The sequence below is a fragment of the Streptomyces sp. NPDC007346 genome, assembly GCF_040703535.1.
In the GTDB taxonomy this organism is placed as follows: domain Bacteria; phylum Actinomycetota; class Actinomycetes; order Streptomycetales; family Streptomycetaceae; genus Streptomyces.
Genome location: NZ_JBEYKR010000076.1, coordinates 1 through 18337 on the forward strand (window position 1 = coordinate 1; position 18337 = coordinate 18337).

The following is an 18337-nucleotide window of genomic DNA, read 5'->3' on the forward strand; positions in this document are numbered from 1 at the left end:
CCGCCCCCCTGCGGTGTCCACTCCCGGGGGGGGGGGCGCGGGCCGTCAGCCCCCCCGGGTCGCTGGCGCCGCCCCCGGCGCTGAGCACGGGCTGCGCCCCGGGAGAGGCATCCCGCGTTCCCCCGGCGCGTCGGCGTCGGGCAAGCTGTGACGTCCCGTGCCGGTGGTGCCCCTGAAGGCGCACGAGCAACGACGAACAGAGAAGAGAGGGACGGCCACCGTCGGCGATGGTGGCCGTCCCTCGGCCTGTCACGCATGATCTTCGTACCGTCATTCGAGACCCTGGCTGGGACGGTGGGCGGGATGAGACGCGATGGCAGAACAAAAGGCAGGTGGACCGGTGGAGACAGGGCGCGTGGCTGAGCCTCTTCCCCAAGAGGGCGCATCACGAAGGACCTTGTGGTCGGAGACGGTACTGGTCCTGGCGCTCTCCCTGGGCGCGAGTGCGGTCTCCGCGCTCATCAGTTTTGTCGGATCGCTGACGAGACCGGGGGGTTTGAAGGACCAGGCGGCGACGCTGAACGGTTCGTACGCCCCGGGCCGTCCATGGCTCGATCTGGCTTGGCAGATGTTCGGAATCGCAACGGCGCTGGTGCCGGTCGCGCTCGTGGCGCACCTGCTGATCAGGGAGGGCGCGAGTCTGCGGACCGTCGGATTCGACCGCACGAGGCCGTGGTTCGACCTCGGCCGCGGGACCCTGATCGCGGCCGGCATCGGCAGCGCCGGACTCGCCTTCTACCTGGTGGCCAGGGCCACCGGGTTCAATCTCACCGTCGTTCCGGAATCGCTGCCCGACGTCTGGTGGAAATTCCCGGTACTGATCCTCTCCGCGGCGCAGAACTCCGTGGTGGAGGAGGTCATCGTCGTCGCCTACCTGCTGCGGAGACTGGACCAGTTGGGCTGGACCCCCATGGCCTCGCTGGTGGCCAGCTCCGTGCTGCGCGGCTCGTACCACCTCTACCAGGGCATCGGCGGCTTCATCGGCAACCTGGTGATGGGCGTCGTCTTCGTGCTGCTGTACCGGCGTTGGGGGCGGGTGGGGCCGCTGGTCGTCGCCCATACGCTGCTCGACATCGGGGCGTTCGTCGGGTACGCGCTGCTCGCGGGAAAGGTGGACTGGCTGCCGACGCCGTAGGAGGGGGAGGGGGGGAGGGGCGGCGCGGGTGGTCCCGTACGCCGCCCCTCCCGACTCTCGGAGGGTGGCCGACCGCACGCTCAGAAGGTCGTCAGCAGCTCGCCGTCGATGACGGTGACCGCCGTGCCCGTCAGCAGGGTGCGCTCGCCGCGCAGCGCGGTGCGTACGAGCCCGGAGCGGGCGGACGCCTGGAGCCCGATGAGGTCGTCCCGGCCGAGACGGGCCGACCAGAACGGGGCCAGGGCGGTGTGGGCGCTGCCGGTCACCGGGTCCTCGTCGATGCCGACGCCGGGGAAGAAGCCACGCGAGACGTAGTCGTAGCCACGGGCGGGGTCCTCGGCGGCGGCCGTGGCGATGATGCCGCGCCGGGAGTGGGCCACGAGGCCGGCGAAGTCCGGGGCGAGAGCCCGTACGGCCGCTTCGTCGCGGAGTTCGACGAGGAGGTCGCCGATGTCCTCACCGGTGTCGTGGACCGAGACCGGCTCCGCGCCCAGCGCCCCGGCCAGGCCGGGCGGCGGCGCGGGCTCCTCGCGCAGCGGGGCGGTGGGGAAGTCGAGGGTGAGGGTGCCGTCCGGGTGGGCGGTTGCGGTGAGGATCCCGCAGCGCGCGGTGAAGCGTACGGTGCCGGTGGCCCGCCCCGTGGTGTGCAGGACGTGCGCGGTGGCAAGTGTGGCGTGCCCGCACATGGCGACCTCGGTCGCCGGGGTGAACCAGCGCAGCGCCCAGTCGGCCTCGCCGCCGGGCGGCAGCGGGTGGGCGAAGGCCGTCTCGGAGAGGTTGACCTCGGTGGCGACCTCCTGGAGCCGCTCGGCGTCCGGGAAGGCGGCGGACTCCAGCAGGAGAACCCCCGCGGGGTTGCCGGAGAAGGGGCGGTCGGTGAACGCGTCGACGATACGAATCCTCATGGGCCGACCGTAGAGGCCCCGCGCGGCCACGGACCAAGGCCAATTCGGGGTTCCTGGCCCCTGCGCACGGTTGCCTCGGCCGGGCGGCCTCGGTTCGCGCGTGGCCCGTGGTGCGCGTCATGCCGGGAGTGTCCGTCCCAGGCGGGCGAGCGGGGACACGGCCATCACGACGGGAGACAGCATCATGGCCGCGGCCGACACCAGGAGGGTGGTGCGCAGCCCCCACTCCTGCGCGAGGAGGCCGCCGAGCAGCGAGCCGAGCGGGGTGAACCCCATGCCGACGAAGGTGATCGTCGCAGCAACACGGCCCTGCATCCCGTCCGGCGTGACCGCCTGCCGCACCGACATGACCGTGACGTTCACCAGCTGGCTGAAGGCCCCGAACACGAAGTTGACCGCCAGGAGCGCGGGCACGGTCACCGCCGAGCGGCCGTGCAGGGCGGGGACCCACAGCAGGGCGCCGTTGCCGAGCACCGCGGCGGACACGAGCACCACGCCATGGCCGTACCGGTGCGGCAGCCGCGCGGCCAGGACCGAGCCCAGGAGCGCACCCGGACCGGTCGCCGCGAGGGCGAGGCCGACGGTGGCGCCCGCCAGGTGGAGTTCGCGCGGGAGGAAGAGCAGGTAGAGGGTCATCGTGGCCGCGAACGAGAACTGGAAGGCGGCCGAGGCGAGGCACACGGCCCGCAGCAGGGCATGTCGGGCGACGAAGCGGAGCCCTTCACGGATTTGGGGTCTTTGAGGGGGCCCTGGGTCGTGGCGGTTCCGGAGTCCTTGAGGGGGCTTCGGGTCGTGGCGGTCCCGGAGTTCTTGACGGAGCCCCGGGTTGTCGCGGTCCCGGAGTTCTTGACGGAGCCCCGGGTCGTCGCGGTTCTGAAGTCCTTGAGCGGCCCGCAGCCCCTTGCGGCCTCGGAGGCCTGGAGTGGCCCCCGGCTCATCGCGGAGCCGAAGTCCTTGACCGGTCCGACGTCTCTGACCGAGGCGCCGCCCCTCGCGCATCCGCCGCCGGACCCGAGCGGTACGTGCTGGATATGCCGGATGTGCTGGATGTGCCGGAACCGGTGCGGCGCGCTCGGGTACCGCCTCGGCCCGGCGGATCCGACGCAGCGACACGAACGACACCGCGAAGAAGACCGCGCCGGTGGCCACCGCGACCGGCGCCGGGAGCAGCGACACCAACGTACCGCCGAGTGCGGGGCCGCCGATCTGCGCCGCGGACCGGCTGCCCTCCAGCGCGCTGTTGCCCCGCAGGAGCTGATCCCGCCTCACCAGCCGTACGAGGGAGGCCTGATAAGCGACGTCGAAGAGGACGGACAGAGCCCCGACGGTGAGGGCGACCACGAACAGCGCGGGCAGCCCGAGCAGTCCGAGAAGACCGGCCAGGGCGGCCGCGCCCAGCGCCACGGCGCGGGCGGCGTCCGTCAGCACCATCACCGTACGGGCCCGCCACCGGTCCACCCACGCGCCCGCCAGGAGCGAGAGCAACAGGATGGGAGCCTGCCCCACGGCACGGAGGGCACCCAACTGTCCCGCGCCGGCATCGAGCGTCAGGACGGCGAAGAGCGGGAGAACGACGAGCGTCGTGTGTTCACCGAGCTGGGAGGCGGTCTGGCCCACCCAGAGTCTGCGGAAGTCAGCGTCCCGCCACACGGAGGCGGAGGAGGGCAAAGAAGGGGAAGCGGGGGAGGAGGGCGGCACGGAAACCCCTGGGATCGCCGGAACGAGAACCGCCGCCGCCCGGCGCGCGAAGGCGCGCATCCGGGGCTCGGGGCGGGGTGAAGGGCTCGCTGTGCCGCGACCTCAGGGGCAGGCAGCACGCGATGACGGGCCGGTGGCGGCCTACGACGTCAACGCGCGCTCGGACGGACCGGGCATGCCTCACCGCTCCCCTCGTGGGTCACTCGTCGTCCCGAACGCTAGCTCTCGGCGGTCGGCGGCGAAAGGAGATTTACCGCTGGTGCACACCGGCCGGGGCCGGCCTCTCCCGGTGAGGGCGCGCCGGTTCGCGGGGATGCCCGCGCCTGGACGGACACAGCTCCCGGCGGGCCTGCGTGGGCCTGGGCGGGTCTGCGCGGCCCCCTCCAGCTTCGGCAACTGCGGTGCGACGTCCCCGCACCCCACGTACTCTCTCCCCGTGTCAGCCTCACCCCTGCGTCGCGTCGCCGTCCTCGTCCTCGAAGGTGCGAAGCCCCTCGATGTCGGCATTCCCGCACAGGTGTTCACGACCCGCGCGAGCATGCCGTACGAGGTGCGGGTCTGCGGTGCGGCGCCCGGTCCCGTGGCCGGCGGCGACGGCCTGTCGTACTACGTCGCCCATGGCGTCGAGGCGCTCGCGTGGGCTGACATCGTCTTCGTTCCCGGCTACCGGCACCCGGACCGCGACGACCCGCCGCAGGCCGTCGTCGACGCGCTGATCGCCGCCCACCAGCGGGGCGCGCGGCTCGCCGCCATCTCGACGGGGGCCTTCGCGCTCGCGGCCACGGGGCTGCTCGACGGCAAGCGCGCCACGACGCACTGGCACTACACACGGGCACTCGCGGCGAAGCGTCCGCTCGTCCGGGTCGACGCGAACGTCCTGTTCGTCGACGAGGGCAGCGTACTGACGTCGGCCGGCGCCGCCTCGGGCATCGACCTGTGCCTGCACATTCTCCGCGGCGATCTGGGGGTCTCCGCGTCCAACCATGCGGCACGGCGCCTGGTGGCGGCCCCCTACCGCAGCGGCGGTCAGGCGCAGTACGTGCCGCGCAGTGTGCCCGAGTCGCTCGGCGAGCAGTTCGCCGCCACCCGGGAGTGGGCGCTGCACCGGCTCGGCGAGCCCCTCACCCTCGACGTGCTCGCCCGGCACGCGGCGGTGTCGCCGCGCACGTTCTCGCGGCGCTTCGTCGAGGACACGGGGTACACGCCCATGCAGTGGGTGATGAGGGCCCGCATCGACGTGGCCCGTGAGCTGCTCGAGCGTTCGCAGCGGGGCATCGAGCAGATCGCCGCCGATGTCGGTCTCGGCACCGGAGCCAATCTGCGGCTGCACTTCCAGCGCATCCTCGGCACGACGCCGAGCGAGTACCGGCGCACCTTCGCCCAGAGGCGGTAGCCCGCCACCACGGCCTGGCGTGATCCTTGCGGACCGTGGCGATCACGCCGCTGTCACCGGAGGATGCCGAGCGAGAACCTGATGACGAACCCGAAAGGAGCCCACTCATGACTCGCATCGCCATCAACGGTTTCGGCCGCATCGGGCGCAACGTGCTGCGCGCGCTGCTGGAGCGTGACAGCACCCTCGAGGTCGTCGCCGTCAACGACCTCACGGAGCCCGCCGCCCTCGCCCGGCTGCTCGCCTACGACAGCACGGCGGGCCGGCTCGGCCGGCCGGTGACCGTCGACGGGGACGCCCTCGTCGTCGACGGCCACCGCATCACCGTGCTCGCCGAGCGCGAACCGGCGCAGCTGCCGTGGGCCGAGCTGGGCGTCGACATTGTGCTGGAGGCGACCGGCCGCTTCACATCGGCCAAGGCCGCCGGCGCCCACCTCGACGCGGGCGCGAAAAGGGTCCTCGTCAGCGCGCCGGCGGACGGCGCCGATGTCACGCTCGCGTTCGGGGTCAACAGCGACGCGTACGACCCCGCCGAGCACACGATCGTCTCGAACGCCTCGTGCACGACCAACGCGCTGGCCCCACTGGCCAAGGTGCTCGATGATCTCGCCGGTATCGAGCACGGCTTCATGACGACGGTGCACGCCTACACGCAGGAGCAGAACCTGCAGGACGGCCCGCACCGCGACGCCCGCCGCGCCCGCGCCGCCGCCGTCAACATCGTGCCGACCACAACCGGCGCCGCCAAGGCGATCGGCCTCGTGCTGCCGAACCTCGACGGCAAGCTGTCGGGCGACTCGATCCGCGTGCCGGTTCCGGTGGGCTCGATCGTCGAACTCAACACGACCGTCGCCCGCGATGTGACGCGCGAGGACGTGCTGGAGGCGTACCGCACCGCGGCCCTGGGGCCGCTCGCGGGCGTACTGGAGTATTCGGACGACGCGCTCGTCTCCTCCGACATCACGGGCAACCCCGCCTCGGCGATCTTCGACTCGGCCCTCACCCGCGTCGACGGCCGCCACGTCAAGGTGGTCGCCTGGTACGACAACGAGTGGGGCTTCTCGAACCGCGTGATCGACACGCTCGAACTCCTCGCCACCGGCTGACCGGAGCCGGGGCGGCTCTCCCACGGAGAGCCGGCGGGCTCGGTGTCGGTCGCCTGACCGGCCGCCGCCCGGCTGCCCCGGGCAGCCGCGAGCGGGGCCGGTAGGGCGCCGGGCCGGAAACCCGTCCGCTGCATCACCCCACTGCCGTATCCCGTTCGAAGGGCGTGACCGGAGTGTGGGCCGAGGGCCACGACGTCGATGCGCACGGCCGGTCGAGCACCGGGTTCGGCGGCGGGGTGACCAGATCAGACGGCAAGGCGACCGGGCACAGCATCCACCCGTCCGTAGCTGAGCACCTGGGCGAGAACTTCCCGGAACTGGACGATGTCCTCGGCCGGCGCTTCGATGACGGCCTCGATCTCGGTGTCATCCAACCGCAGGTCTTGCAGCGCTTCGGGGGCGAGCGAGAGGTGGAGGACGTTGCCCGTGAGAACGGCCTCACGCACACAGCCGTACGCGGTTCCCTGCTCGGCCGTGACCAGGCAGTGCGTGTCCATCCCCAGGGTCACCTCCTGATCGTCGGGCTCTTCCTCTCCCGCCATGAACATCAGGACGAAGCCGCTCCCGTCCGCTCCATCGGCAAGGGCGGCTTCCGTGAAGTAGCCGTCAGGGTCGATCTCGGTGCTGTTCTGCCAGCGGCAGAACAACGGCCGGACCGGGCTCGACGATCTCTACAGTCCAGTCTCATGACGACGATGACGACGCGTACGGTCGAGTATCCGGCCGACGGTCTGACGATGATCGGGCACCTCGCGCTCCCGGCCGGTGTCGACCGCCGGCCCGCGGTGCTGCTCGGACCGGAGGGCATGGGGCTCAGCGACGTCGAGCGCCGCCGGGCCGACGCTCTCGCCGAACTGGGATATGTGGCGCTGGCCTTCGATCTTCACGGCGGGCGCTATCTGGGCGACCCCGAGAAGATGCTGGCCCGTTGCCTGCCGCTGCTCGCTGATCCCGACCGGATGCGGGGCATCGGCCATGCGGCGCTCGACGTGTTGCGCACCGAACCGCGGACCGACCCCGACCGGATCGCCGCCGTCGGCTACGGCACCGGGGGCGCCGTCGGGCTGGAACTCGGGCGCGACGGCGTCAGCCTGCGCGCGATCGGGACAGTCAACGCGACCACCACGGGCCGACCGGGCGAGGCGGCGCGCATCCGCTGCCCGGTGTGGGCCGGGGTCGGCTCGGAAGACCCGATCATGCCACCCGCGCAACGGAACGCGTTCACCGCCGAGATGCAGGCCGCGGGCGTCGACTGGCGCCTCACGGTCTACGGCGGCGCCTTGCACGCCTTCCACCACCCGCCGGTCGACCACCCCACGGTCCCGGGCGTCGGCTACCACCCCCAGCACGCGCGGCGAGCCTGGCGCGACGTCGTCGACCTGCTCGCCGAGTGCCTGCCCGTGACCGAGGGCCTGGGGGCATGACCCCGGCTGGGACGGGGCACCGGAGCGGCCGCGAGTTCGACTCGCGCCGCCGACGATGTCCTCGTCCCCGAAGCCCAGCCGACGTACGTTCACCTCTTGGTGCGGTGCCATCGCCAGGCAGCCGGCTACATGCGCCGAGGCCACCTCCCGGGCCCGGCCGAGGTCATGGTCGAGCACAGCAGCCTGCTCGACTGCGAGGAACGCATCCGGCCCCATGATCTGGCGTGCCCGTGCGGTGTGCTCGACGGGCACGAAGTACGTGTGCGCGCCCCAGGTGCGTTCGGCGGCCAGCTTCAGCATCTTCGGGCCCAGTGAGGCCAGTACGCGGCGCGGTGCCGGGGCCGGTATCGGGCTGTGGGCGGGGGAAGCGTCCATGGCGTCCAGGTAGGAGCGCATCGTGGCCACCGCCCTGCTGCGAGCCGGTACGACAGCACCGTCCACGTCGTCAACGGTGCTGTCGACGCGGTGTCCGCCCAGGCCGAGTACGTAACGTCCGGGGAACGCCTCGCCGAGCGTCGCGTGCTGTGGGTGACAGGCGGCCTGCCCAGCCGGTGACGACCGCCGTGCTGTGTCCGACCGCAGCCATAGGCCAACGGATTCCGATGATGGCTACTACCGTGCTCCGGCTCATGAGGTCTGAGAAGTCGCAGGCAGGGCAAGCGGTCGCCCCATCCCCGGTGTCACAGACAGAGCAGTGACTCATCTTCGCCGGCATGGACCGTCATCGGTCCGGCTTCAGTGACAACCGACGCGAGATCGCTGTCACAGGTCATCAGCGCGCACCGCGACGGTGCCTTGCCATGCGATAGCTTCCGATATATCGTTGACGCATCGCGACAGATCGACGATGGAAGGAGCGTAGCGATGCGTTCACACGGATACGAGCATGAGCACGGACCGGGGCACTACGGGCCCGGTCATCACGGTCGAGGCGGTCATGAAGGGCGCCGGGCCGCTTTCGGGCCGTTCGGGCCGCCGTTCGGTGGCGGGCCCTTCGGCGGTGGGCGTGGCCGCGGTGGAGGTCGGGGGAGGGCGCGGCGCGGTGATGTGCGCGCGTCGATCCTGGCCCTGCTGAAGGACCGGCCGATGCACGGGTACGAGATGATCCAGGAGATCGGCGAGCGCAGCGGCGGGGCGTGGAAGCCCAGCCCCGGCTCGGTCTACCCGACCCTTCAGCTCCTGGAGGACGAGGGGCTGATCGTCAGCGCGAGCGAGGGCGGCAAGAAGCTGTTCACGCTCACCGAATCCGGGCGCGGTGAGGCCGAGTCCGGTCCCGAGGCTCCCTGGGAGGAGGCCGGGCGCGGTGCCGACTGGGAGGGCGTGAACGAGATCCGCCAGGCCGGATTCGGTCTGATGGAGGCGTTCGGGCAGGTCTGGAAGACCGGCTCCGCCGATCAGCGGGAGAAGGCGCTGACCGTCATCAACGACGCCCGTAAGAAGCTCTACCTGATTCTCGCCGACGAGCGCTGAGCAGCTGAGCAGGAGGACGGTCGTTGCCGCGCGAGGGGCCCCGCAGGGAGCGGGGTCCCTCTCGCGTGCGAGCCCCGGCGCGCATTGCCGAGGCGGTGATGATGCGCCGTCAGGTTTGCTGGTGCTGCCGGTTCCGCCAGATCGCCGCCGCGTCGAAGCGGTCCGACGCGCGCGGGTGCGGGCCTTCGTCGTGGCAGTGGAAGGCGGCCCAGAACAGATCGGCGGGCAGGGCGTCGTCCGGTGCGTACACGCGGTAGACGTACTCCATCCCGTCCTGCGCGAGCAGCGCGACCATCCAGAACACCCCTGAAGCCCTCCGCCCGGAGCCGATGCGTGCTGTTGCGCGCTGTGGCCTGAGGGACGTACGCGCAGGGGGTGGCGGTTGCCCGGGGGAGTGCGGCGCAAGGCGGCGCGCCCCCCTGAGAGCGATGGTTGTACGCCGTGGCGCGATCTCATCCGCAGGGATGAGGGGCCGCTCCGGTCTGCCCAACTTGGGTGGGACGCGTGAATGGGTCGCTCCGCCGATGCTTCGCCGCCCCGGGACTGATGGGGTGGAGTAGTGCAAAACCGGACGCCGCGGATCCCCGAACAGCCCGCCCCGAACCCCCTCGGACCCGATGCCAGATTCACCGCCGAACTGGTCTCGGTCGTGACGGGTGCGCGCAGGCGTGCGCTGCGCGACGGTGACCGCCAGATCGACACCGCCCACCTTCTGCACTCCCTCGTCGAGAGCGACCCCGAGGTCCGCGAGGCCTTCGACGGCGGACCGCAGCTGGCCAAGGTGCTCGGCTACCTCGTGCAGCGCAGCATCGGTTACGGGCTCCGCTGGCAGGGGTCGGTGGAGGACTCCGGCGCCGTCCCCGTCATACGGGACCCGGCCGCGGAGGGCTGGTCCCCGTCCGCCGTCACCGCGATGGAGGACGCCCGGCGCAGGGCCGGGCTGCGCGGGGAGCCGAGCGCCCGCGGGCTGGATCTCCTCGCCGCACTGGCCGCCGACGGCGAGTGCCGCGCGGTGGAGGTGCTGGGCCGGGCGGGCGTGGACGCGCGGTGGCTGTCGGGCCGCGCGGCGCAGCGTACGGCCGAGGCGTCCCGGCGGGGGTGACGGCGCGGTGTACGGCTGCGAGGTTCGGGGGCCGTGACGGCGCGGCGTACGGCTGCGACGGTCCGGCAGGGCGGGTGTGGTGGCGCGGTGTACGGCCGAGGCGTTCCGGCGGGGGTGACGGCGCGGTGTACGGCTGCGATGTTCAGGGGCCATGGCCGCGCGGCATACGGGTGCGACGGTCCTGTGGGGCAGGCGGGGCGGCGTGGTGTGCGGCCGAGGTGGCCCGACAGGTGTGACCGAGGTGACGGTGCTGTCGGCTGCTGTCATGATGTGCCGATGCACGCGTCTCGGGGTACTCAGAAGCGAAGCGCCGGCCTGGGGCTCGCCCTGCTGTCGGCCTTCGCTTTCGGCGGCTCGGGGGTCGCCGCCAAGCCACTGATCGAGGCGGGGCTCGACCCGCTGCACGTGGTGTGGCTCCGGGTGGCGGGCGCCGCCGTCATCATGCTGCCGGTCGCCTGGCGCCACCGGAACCTGGTACGTGAGCGGCCCGCCCTGCTGGCCGGGTTCGGGCTCTTCGCCGTGGCCGGTGTGCAGGCCTGCTACTTCGCCGCGATCTCCCGTATCCCGGTCGGTGTGGCGCTCCTCGTCGAGTATCTGGCCCCCGCGCTGGTCCTCGGCTGGGTCCGGTTCGTCCAGCGCCGGCCCGTCACCCGGGCGGCGGCGCTCGGCGTGGTCCTGGCGGTCGGCGGCCTCGCCTGTGTCGTCGAGGTCTGGGCCGGGCTCGGCTTCGACGCCCTCGGGCTGCTGCTCGCCCTGGGCGCGGCCTGCTGCCAGGTCGGCTACTTCGTCCTCTCCGACCACGGCGGCCAGGGGGGCACGGGCGCCGACGGCCGGCGCGTCGAACCTCCGCACCCGCTCGGCGTCATCTCGTACGGTCTGGTCGTCGGCGCCCTCGTCCTCACCCTCGTGGCGCGCCCGTGGGGCATGGACTGGTCGCTGCTCGGCGGGACCGCCGGGATGGACGGCAACGAGGTCCCCGCCTGGCTGCTGCTCGGCTGGATCGTGCTGATCGCCACCGTGCTCGCGTACGCCAGTGGCGTCGTCTCCGTCCGGATGCTCTCGCCGCAGGTCGCCGGGGTCGTCGCCTGTCTGGAGGCGGTCATCGCGACCGTCCTGGCCTGGGTGCTGCTCGGCGAGCACCTCTCCGCGCCGCAGCTCATCGGCGGCTTCGTGGTCCTGACCGGTGCGTTCATCGCGCAGTCGGCCGCCCCGAAACCGCCGTCGGGACCCGTCGCCGCAGGTGCGGGTACGGCGGCCGTCGCCGCCGAGAGCGGGTTGTCCGCCGAGCGGCTCCGGCATTAGTGTGCCGGTCATGCATCTGACTGTGCTGCCGCCGCCCGCCGCCTAGCGCGGGCGGCCACTCCTGACGAAGACCGGGCTCGGGCAGTCCCCGAGCGGTTCGTCGCTGCCCGCGTGCGGAGTCGAGCGACCACCACCCTGTCCTCCTCGGGAGAAGTCACATGACCACCTCTGTTTCCGTGCTGCCCGTCGGGCGGAGCCTGCTGTACCTCGTCGTCGCCGGAGTCGCCTGGGGTACCGCCGGCGCGGCCGCCTCCCTGATCTTCCGGATCAGCGATCTCGGCCCTCTCGCTCTGTCCTTCTGGCGCTGCGTCGGCGGCCTCGTCCTGCTGGCGGGGGTGCTCGCCCTGCGTCCTGGCCGTGCGCCCCGGCGGCCCGAGCCCCGGCGCCGCCGACTGCTGCGCATCCTCGCCACGGGCGTGGGTCTCACCGTGTTCCAGAGCGCGTACTTCGCAGCCGTCGAGGTCACCGGCCTCGCCGTCGGCACCGTCGTCACGCTCGGCGCCGGGCCCGTCCTGATCGCCGTAGGCGCACGGCTGCTGCTGGGCGAGCGGCTCGGCAGGGGCGGCCTGGCCGCCGTGACCGGGGCGCTGACCGGCCTGGCCGTGCTGGTCCTGGGTGGTGAGGGGGGTGACGTCGTCCCGGCCGGGGTGCTGCTGGCGCTCCTGTCCGCTTCCGGGTACGCGGCGATCACCCTGCTCACCCGATGGCTCGGGCGGGACGGCGGCGGCGGTGACGCGCTGACCACCAGCGCCTGGGCGTTCGGCATCGGAGCGGTGGGGCTGCTGCCCATGGCGGCGGCCGAGGGGCTCGTGCCGCACACCGCCGAGACGGGACAGGTGCTGTGGCTGCTGGTCTACGTGGCGGCGGTGCCCACCGCGCTCGCGTACGCGCTGTACTTCGCGGGGGCCGCCGCCGTCCGCTCGGCCACCGTCTCCGTGATCATGCTTCTGGAACCGGTGAGCGCCGCGGTCATCGCGGTCACCGTTCTGCGGGAGCGGCTGACGGCGGCCACCGTCGTCGGCACCCTGCTCCTGCTGGCCGCCGTGGCCGGGCTGGCCCTCGCCGAGGCGCGGGGCGCCGCGGTCACGCGCCGGCGGGAGGCCCTGGTGGTGTAGCGGCCGTGGCGGCGGACGGGCTTTGAGCGGGGCGCCGAGGCGCCGGGCCCGTCGGAGCGCCCCGCGCCGGGCCCCTCCCAAGTGCCCGGGATCAGAGGGCGCGGAGATAGTCCGGTACGTCGACGGCCGGGTCCAGGTCGTCCGCCGGGACCGGCTGCGCGTAGCCCCGGGTGAGCGGCACGATCCCGGTCCAGTGGGGGAGGGCGAGGTCCTCCGGCTCGTCGTTCGGGCCTCCGGTGCGGACCTTCGCGGAGACCTCGTCCAGGTCCAGCCGGATCACCGCCGTGGCGGCCAGTTCCCTGGCGTCGGCCGGGCGGGCGTCCCGCGAGCGGCCGGGGACGGCCTGGTCGACGATCGCGTCGAGGGCGACGCGCCGCTCCTCGGGGTCGGTCACGGTGGTGGCGATGCCGTGGACCACCACGGAGCGGTAGTTCAGCGAGTGGTGGAAGGCGGACCGGGCCAGCACCAGGGCGTCGACGTGGGTGACGGTCAGGCAGACCGGCAGCCCCGGATCCGCGGCCCGGGTGTCGCGCAGCGGGCGGGAGCCGGTCGACCCGTGGACGTACAGGCGCTCCCCGACCCGCCCGAACAGGGTCGGCAGCACGACCGGCGCCCCGTCCCGGACGAAGCCGAGGTGGCAGAGGTAGGCCTCGTCGAGCACCGAGTGGACCAGCTCGCGGTCGTAGGAGGCCCGCTCCTTGGCCCGGGTGGGTACCGTGCGGTCGGTGGGGGTGTAGGACGTGGCGGCGCCGGGGGCCGTGGCGGTGGGCGATGCGGTGTCCGGCATTGCGTACTCCATTGCACTAGTGCATACTCTTGTTTGTGCTAGGAGAGTATCGGATCAGTGGGCGGCGCGCATCGGAAATCGCCGCCAGTGTGGAGCGCGGGGTCGGTTCCGGGGACCTCGCGCCCGGTCATGTGCTGCCCCCCATGCGGGAGTTGGCGGTGCGGCTGGGGGTGAACCCGAACACGGTGGCGGCCGCCTACCGGACGCTGCGCGAGCGCGGGGTCATCGAGACGGCGGGGCGCCGGGGGAGCCGGGTGCGGCCGCGTCCGGCCAGCACCCCCCGGGGCTCCCTGCGCGTCGAGGCGCCGCCGGGCGTACGGGACCTCGGCAAGGGCAACCCCGATCCGGCCCTGCTGCCGGAGCTCGGCCCGGCGCTCGCCGCGGCCGCCGCGGCCGACGCCGAGCACCCCGGCATGTACGGCGAGGCGCCCGTGGTCCCGGAGTTCGCCGCGTACGCGCGGGGGGAGATGGACGCCGACGGGGTGCCCGACGGGCCGGTGGCGGTGGCCTCCGGCGCCCTCGACGCCATCGAGCGCGTGCTCGCGGCACACCTGAGGCCGGGCGACGCGGTGGCGGTCGAGGACCCGGGGTGGGGCAGCGTGCTCGACCTCGTACCGGCGCTCGGCCTGCGCACCGTACCGGTCGGGGTGGACGACGACGGGCCGCTGGTCGCCGACGTGGAGCGGGTGCTGCGGGCCGGAGCGCGGGCGCTCCTCGTCACCGACCGGGCGCAGAACCCGACCGGCGCCTCGGTGAGCGGGAGCCGCGCCCGGGAGCTCCGGGCCGTGCTCGCCCGCCACCCCGACGTGCTGTTGATCGAGGACGACCACGGCCACGACATCGTCGACCTGCCGCTGCACCCGCTGGCGGGCACCACGGACCACTGGGCGTACGTCCGGTCGGCGGCCAAGGCGTGTGGGCCCGACCTGCGGGTCGCCGTCCTCACCGGGGACGCGGTCACGGTCGACCGGGTGGCCGGCCGGCAGCGGCTGGGGCCCGGCTGGGTCAGCCGGCTGCTCCAGCGTGCCGTGCTCCACCTGTGGACCTCGGGCGCCGTCGACACCGCCGCCGTCGCCCGGTCCTACGGGGAGCGCCGCGACGCCCTCGTACAGGCCCTGGCGGAGCGCGGGGTGATGGCCCACGGGCGTAGCGGGATGAACGTGTGGGTGCCCGTCAGCGACGAGACCGGGGCCGTGGCCCGGCTGCTGCACGCGGGCTGGGCCGTGGCCCCGGGAGCGCGCTTCCGGATGGGCGCACCCCAGGCGGTGCGGCTGACCGTGTCGCGGCTGACCCCGGCGGACATCGGGCCGCTGGCGGACGCGGTGGCGGCGGCGGCCGGACCCGCGCGGCCGGTCACGTACGGTTGAGCCACTTCGTGCCGTCGTCCGCCGTACGGCCCTGCCGCGGTCGGGCGGGCCGGGTCGCCGCGGCCGACGCGCGGCTCTGGGTGAGGGCCGCGCCGGCCAGCACGATCACCGCGCCCACCGGGGTGTTCCAGCTCAGCTGCTCGCCGAGCAGGACGACGCCCGCCGCCGTGGCGATCACCGGGATGAAGTAGGTGACCATCTGCCCGGTCGTCGGGCCGACCTCCTGGACCAGCCCGTACTGGAGCAGCACCGCAAGCCCCGTACCGAGCGCTCCCAGCGCCAGGACGGACAGCGTGGGCAGCAGGGGGAAGGTGTCGGGGGCCGAGGTGAACACCGGGGTCACCACGGCGAGTTGCAGCGTCCCGACGAAGAGCTGGCTGCCGGTGAGCGTCAGCGTGGAGGAGCCGGTGCCGGTCAGTGTGCGGCGGACGTAGATCCAGCCGACCGCGTAGCTGAACGAGGCCAGCAGCGCCATCCCCGTACCGGGCAGGTCGAGGCCGGAGAAGCCCTGCCAGGCGCCCAGGACCGTCAGCACACCCAGGAAACCGACGCCCAGGCCCGCGACACGGCGGCGGGTCGGACGGTCCTCGGAGAGGGCGACCACCGACAGGGCCATGCCCCACAGCGGCGAGGTCGCGTTGCAGATCCCGGCGAGGGTGGAGGGGATCGTCAGCTCGGCGTAGGAGAAGAGGGAGAACGGCAGCGCGTTGAGGAAGAACGCCGCCACGGTGATGTGCCCCCAGGTCCGGGCCGAGCGCGGCAGCCGCTCGCGGCGCATCGCCATCGCGACGGCCAGGACGGCGGTGCCGGCGAGCAGCCTGCCGAGGGTGACCTGGAACGGCGCGTACCCCTCCGTGCCCACCTTGATGAGCAGGAAGCTGAACCCCCAGATCAAGGAGAGTGCGGCGAACCGGATCCGCCAGTCGACGGCCGGGCGCCGGGCGGCGGGGGCGGCAGCGGGAACGGGGGCGGGTGGGAGTGGGGCCGGGGGCACGGATGCGGTCTCAGGGGTGGCGGGCTGCTGGCAGGGGGCGCTCATGGCTCAACGATGACGAACAGCACTGCTTAGAACAAGTGAGAGTTTCTGTGCTTGTTCGCGTAGCATTACTTACATGTTGAATCTGGAGCGGCTGCGCACCCTGGACGCCCTCGCCCGGCACGGTTCGGTGAGCGGGGCCGCCGGGGGGCTGCATGTCACCACGTCGGCGGTCTCGCAGCAGATGGCCAAGCTGGAGCGTGAGGTCGGACAGCAACTGCTCGCCAGGAACGGCCGCGGGGTCCGTCTCACCGACGCGGGCCGGCTGCTGGCGGACCACGCCGCCCGCATCCTGTCGCAGGTGGAGCTGGCCCAGTCCGACATCGAGGCGCAGCGGGGCGAGGTGGTCGGCGAGGTGACGCTCTCCGCCTTTCCCACGGCGGCGCGCGGACTGCTGCCCGCCACGCTCGCCTCCCTGCGTACGGACCACCCCGAACTGAAGGCCCGCACCAGGGAACTGGAGCCGGAGCAGGGGCTCCTCGCCGTGCTGCGGGGCGACGTCGACGTGGCCGTGGTGCTCGACTGGAGCAACAAGCGGCTGCCCGTGCCCGGCGGCCTGACCAAGGCCGAACTCCTCGACGATGCACCGGACATCGCCATGCCGGCCGGCCATCCGCTGGCCGACCGGACCGAAGTCGATCTGGAGGACTTCGCCCAGGACGAGTGGGTCTCCTGGCCCGAGGGCGAATTCTGTTACGAGTGGCTCATGTTCACCCTGCGCTCCCGGGGCATCGAGCCGCGCATCTCCCACCTGGCCGGTGAGCACCACACGCAACTCGCCCTGATCGCGGCCGGGTTCGGCGTCTGCGTGGCGCCGCGACTGGGCCGGGGGCCTGTCCCCGAGGGGGTCTCCCTGGTGCCGGTGCGGCAGACCATGCGCCGTCACATCCATGCCGTCTGGCGTACGGACGCCGACCGCCGCCCCTCGGTCCGGGCCGCGGTCGACGCGCTGCGGGCGGCAGGGGAGCGGGTGGCGTCCGGGGCGGCCGCCTGACGCTGGCGAGGGCAGCCACCACGGCTGCGAGGCGCCTTCCGGCCATCCAGGATGTCGCCGGCGGGCAGGGCGGCGTCCCCCGCCGCAGCGGAAAGGACCAACACCGCGCGGCCTGACCTCGGAGAGAGGCCAGGCCGCGCGGCACATCATCGGGTCAGGGACCGCATCAGAAGTCGGCCTTGAACAGCAGACGGTTCGGCGAGCCGTTGGCTCCGCTGATCACGTTGGTCGTGGCGTTGTTGATCAGCCAGTTGTTGATGGTCGAGGAAGAGGCCTCACCCCTGTTCGCCTTGTACAGAGCCGCGACACCGGCCACGTGCGGGGAGGCCATGGAGGTGCCGCTCAGCTGGGTGGTTCCACCGCCCAGGCGGGCGGAGGTGACGGAGACGCCGGGCGCGAAGATGTCGGTGCAGCGGCCGAAGTTGCTGAACGAGGCCCTGCGGTCGGAGCTGTCCGAGGCCGCGACGCTGATGACGCCGGGGGCGGTCGCGGGCGAGTAGTTGCAGGCGTCGTCGTTGCTGTTGCCCGCGGCGACGGCCAGGAAGACGCCCGAGTTGTTCAGCGCGGCGGCCGCGTTGTTCACCGCGGACGAGTAGCCGCCACCGAGCGAGGCGTTGGCCACGGCGGGCTTCACGGCGTTGTTACGGATCCAGTCGAAGCCGGCGATGATGCCGGAGTAGGAGCCGCTGCCGTTGCAGTCCAGGACGCGGACGCCGCGCAGGGCGACACCCTTGGCGACACCGTAGGTGGTGCCGCCCACGGTGCCCGCCACGTGGGTGCCGTGCCCGTTGCAGTCCCGTCCGTTGCCGCCGAAGGCGTCGTAGACGTTGCGGGCCCGGCCGCCGAAGTCGGCGTGGTTGGTGTCGATCCCGGTGTCGACGATGTAGGCGGTGATGCCGGAGCCGTTGCGGTTGTAGGTGTACGTTCCGCTCAGCGGGCGGTTCCGCTGGTCGATGCGGTCCAGCCCCCACGTGGCGTTGTTCTGGGTCGCGGAGGCGGTGATCTTCTGGTCCTCCTCGATCGCCGCGACCGACGGGTCACGGCGCAGGTCCGCGAGCTGTTGGGCCGAGAGCTTCGCGGAGAAGCCGTTGAAGACGTTCTTGTAGAGGTGACGGGTATTGATGCCCCGTCTGTTCACGAGCCCGTCGGCAGTCGTCCCCGACTTGAGGGTGACGATGTAGTTGCCCGTGATGACCTTGCTGTCCGGGGCCTGCTCGATGGCTATGAGCTTGGGCGCGGAGTCGTGGTCGGCGGCGACCGCGGTACCGACGGCGGGGGCGAGGATCGCCGGCAGGGCCAGCAACATGGCGGCGAGGTGTGAACGCTTCATTGAGCGGCAGACCTTTCGTGAGAATGGGGGGTATGCCCTGACGCGGTCGAGAGACCGGGTGGGGCGTCGAACACCGCCGCGTGGACGTCGACCTGAGTCGGTCCTGCGGCGACGGCACTCACTTTCGGCCTGTCCACCGGGCGGAGCAATCCGTAGTTCCCTAGGTACCGCCA

Annotated in this window: 17 protein-coding genes and 1 pseudogene; 10 read left to right on the forward strand and 8 right to left on the reverse strand. The window is 72.7% G+C overall.

Annotation, left to right across the window (positions count from 1 at the left end):
* Nucleotides 1-313 precede the first annotated feature (313 nt).
* The gene (locus tag AB0917_RS20280) at nucleotides 314-1135 is read left to right on the forward strand and encodes a CPBP family intramembrane glutamic endopeptidase (protein ID WP_366820979.1); all 822 of its coding nucleotides are present in this window, start codon (nucleotides 314-316) and stop codon (nucleotides 1133-1135) included.
* 80 nt (nucleotides 1136-1215) lie between these two features.
* Here AB0917_RS20280 and AB0917_RS20285 read toward each other — a convergent pair whose 3' ends face one another.
* Nucleotides 1216-2040 carry a PhzF family phenazine biosynthesis protein gene (locus AB0917_RS20285; RefSeq protein WP_366820980.1) on the reverse strand — a complete coding sequence of 275 codons (825 nt, stop codon included), beginning with the start codon at nucleotides 2038-2040 and terminating at the stop codon, nucleotides 1216-1218.
* A 117-nt stretch (nucleotides 2041-2157) separates the two neighbouring features.
* Nucleotides 2158-3690, reverse strand: a complete 1533-nt coding sequence (locus AB0917_RS20290; RefSeq protein ID WP_366820981.1) for an MFS transporter — start codon at nucleotides 3688-3690, stop codon at nucleotides 2158-2160.
* A 484-nt stretch (nucleotides 3691-4174) separates the two neighbouring features.
* Between AB0917_RS20290 and AB0917_RS20295 the strand changes: the two genes are divergently transcribed.
* Together AB0917_RS20295 and gap are read left to right on the forward strand one after the other, a co-directional pair.
* Complete coding sequence (locus AB0917_RS20295) at nucleotides 4175-5131, forward strand: helix-turn-helix domain-containing protein (RefSeq protein WP_366820982.1); 957 nt, start codon at nucleotides 4175-4177, stop codon at nucleotides 5129-5131.
* A 107-nt stretch (nucleotides 5132-5238) separates the two neighbouring features.
* On the forward strand, nucleotides 5239-6237 hold the full coding sequence (gap, locus tag AB0917_RS20300; RefSeq protein WP_366820983.1) for a type I glyceraldehyde-3-phosphate dehydrogenase: 999 nt from the start codon (nucleotides 5239-5241) through the stop codon (nucleotides 6235-6237).
* A gap of 245 nt (nucleotides 6238-6482) precedes the next feature.
* Here gap and AB0917_RS20305 read toward each other — a convergent pair whose 3' ends face one another.
* Nucleotides 6483-6884, reverse strand: coding sequence for an Imm10 family immunity protein (locus tag AB0917_RS20305; protein WP_366820984.1), 402 nt, complete (start codon nucleotides 6882-6884; stop codon nucleotides 6483-6485).
* 39 nt (nucleotides 6885-6923) lie between these two features.
* Here AB0917_RS20305 and AB0917_RS20310 point away from each other — a divergent pair, with 39 nt between their 5' ends.
* Nucleotides 6924-7661: a dienelactone hydrolase family protein gene (locus tag AB0917_RS20310; protein ID WP_366820985.1), complete on the forward strand. Its 738-nt coding sequence runs from the start codon at nucleotides 6924-6926 to the stop codon at nucleotides 7659-7661.
* Between the two features lie 36 nt (nucleotides 7662-7697).
* Here the strand turns inward: AB0917_RS20310 and AB0917_RS20315 are convergent.
* A pseudogene (locus AB0917_RS20315) lies at nucleotides 7698-8174 on the reverse strand (LLM class F420-dependent oxidoreductase); the annotation flags it as partial.
* A 351-nt stretch (nucleotides 8175-8525) separates the two neighbouring features.
* On the opposite strand from AB0917_RS20315, the gene AB0917_RS20320 reads away from it, so the two are divergent.
* The gene (locus AB0917_RS20320; protein WP_366820986.1) at nucleotides 8526-9131 is read left to right on the forward strand and encodes a PadR family transcriptional regulator; all 606 of its coding nucleotides are present in this window, start codon (nucleotides 8526-8528) and stop codon (nucleotides 9129-9131) included.
* A 109-nt stretch (nucleotides 9132-9240) separates the two neighbouring features.
* Here AB0917_RS20320 and AB0917_RS20325 read toward each other — a convergent pair whose 3' ends face one another.
* Nucleotides 9241-9435, reverse strand: coding sequence for a hypothetical protein (locus AB0917_RS20325; RefSeq protein WP_366820987.1), 195 nt, complete (start codon nucleotides 9433-9435; stop codon nucleotides 9241-9243).
* Nucleotides 9436-9690: 255 nt separating this feature from the next.
* Between AB0917_RS20325 and AB0917_RS20330 the strand changes: the two genes are divergently transcribed.
* From AB0917_RS20330 to AB0917_RS20340, 3 genes are all read left to right on the forward strand, one after another.
* Entirely contained in the window at nucleotides 9691-10233 is a 543-nt protein-coding gene (locus AB0917_RS20330) for a Clp protease N-terminal domain-containing protein (RefSeq protein WP_366820988.1), read from the forward strand.
* Between the two features lie 276 nt (nucleotides 10234-10509).
* Nucleotides 10510-11535, forward strand: a complete 1026-nt coding sequence (locus AB0917_RS20335; protein ID WP_366820989.1) for an EamA family transporter — start codon at nucleotides 10510-10512, stop codon at nucleotides 11533-11535.
* A gap of 158 nt (nucleotides 11536-11693) precedes the next feature.
* A complete protein-coding gene (locus AB0917_RS20340; RefSeq protein ID WP_366820990.1) occupies nucleotides 11694-12650 on the forward strand; it encodes an EamA family transporter in 957 nt (318 codons plus the stop codon).
* Nucleotides 12651-12741: 91 nt separating this feature from the next.
* Here the strand turns inward: AB0917_RS20340 and AB0917_RS20345 are convergent, their stop codons facing one another.
* A complete protein-coding gene (locus AB0917_RS20345; RefSeq protein WP_366820991.1) occupies nucleotides 12742-13437 on the reverse strand; it encodes a pyridoxamine 5'-phosphate oxidase family protein in 696 nt (231 codons plus the stop codon).
* Nucleotides 13438-13472: 35 nt separating this feature from the next.
* Between AB0917_RS20345 and AB0917_RS20350 the strand changes: the two genes are divergently transcribed.
* A complete protein-coding gene (locus AB0917_RS20350; protein ID WP_366820992.1) occupies nucleotides 13473-14804 on the forward strand; it encodes an aminotransferase class I/II-fold pyridoxal phosphate-dependent enzyme in 1332 nt (443 codons plus the stop codon).
* Here the strand turns inward: AB0917_RS20350 and AB0917_RS20355 are convergent.
* A complete protein-coding gene (locus tag AB0917_RS20355; RefSeq protein ID WP_366820993.1) occupies nucleotides 14791-15843 on the reverse strand; it encodes a DMT family transporter in 1053 nt (350 codons plus the stop codon). The two genes, AB0917_RS20350 and AB0917_RS20355, sit on opposite strands and share 14 nt — an antisense overlap.
* A 73-nt stretch (nucleotides 15844-15916) precedes the next feature.
* Here AB0917_RS20355 and AB0917_RS20360 point away from each other — a divergent pair, with 73 nt between their 5' ends.
* Complete coding sequence (locus tag AB0917_RS20360; RefSeq protein WP_366820994.1) at nucleotides 15917-16834, forward strand: LysR family transcriptional regulator; 918 nt, start codon at nucleotides 15917-15919, stop codon at nucleotides 16832-16834.
* A gap of 166 nt (nucleotides 16835-17000) precedes the next feature.
* Here the strand turns inward: AB0917_RS20360 and AB0917_RS20365 are convergent, their stop codons facing one another.
* Nucleotides 17001-18164, reverse strand: a complete 1164-nt coding sequence (locus tag AB0917_RS20365) for a S8 family peptidase (protein ID WP_366820995.1) — start codon at nucleotides 18162-18164, stop codon at nucleotides 17001-17003.
* Nucleotides 18165-18337 lie beyond the last annotated feature (173 nt).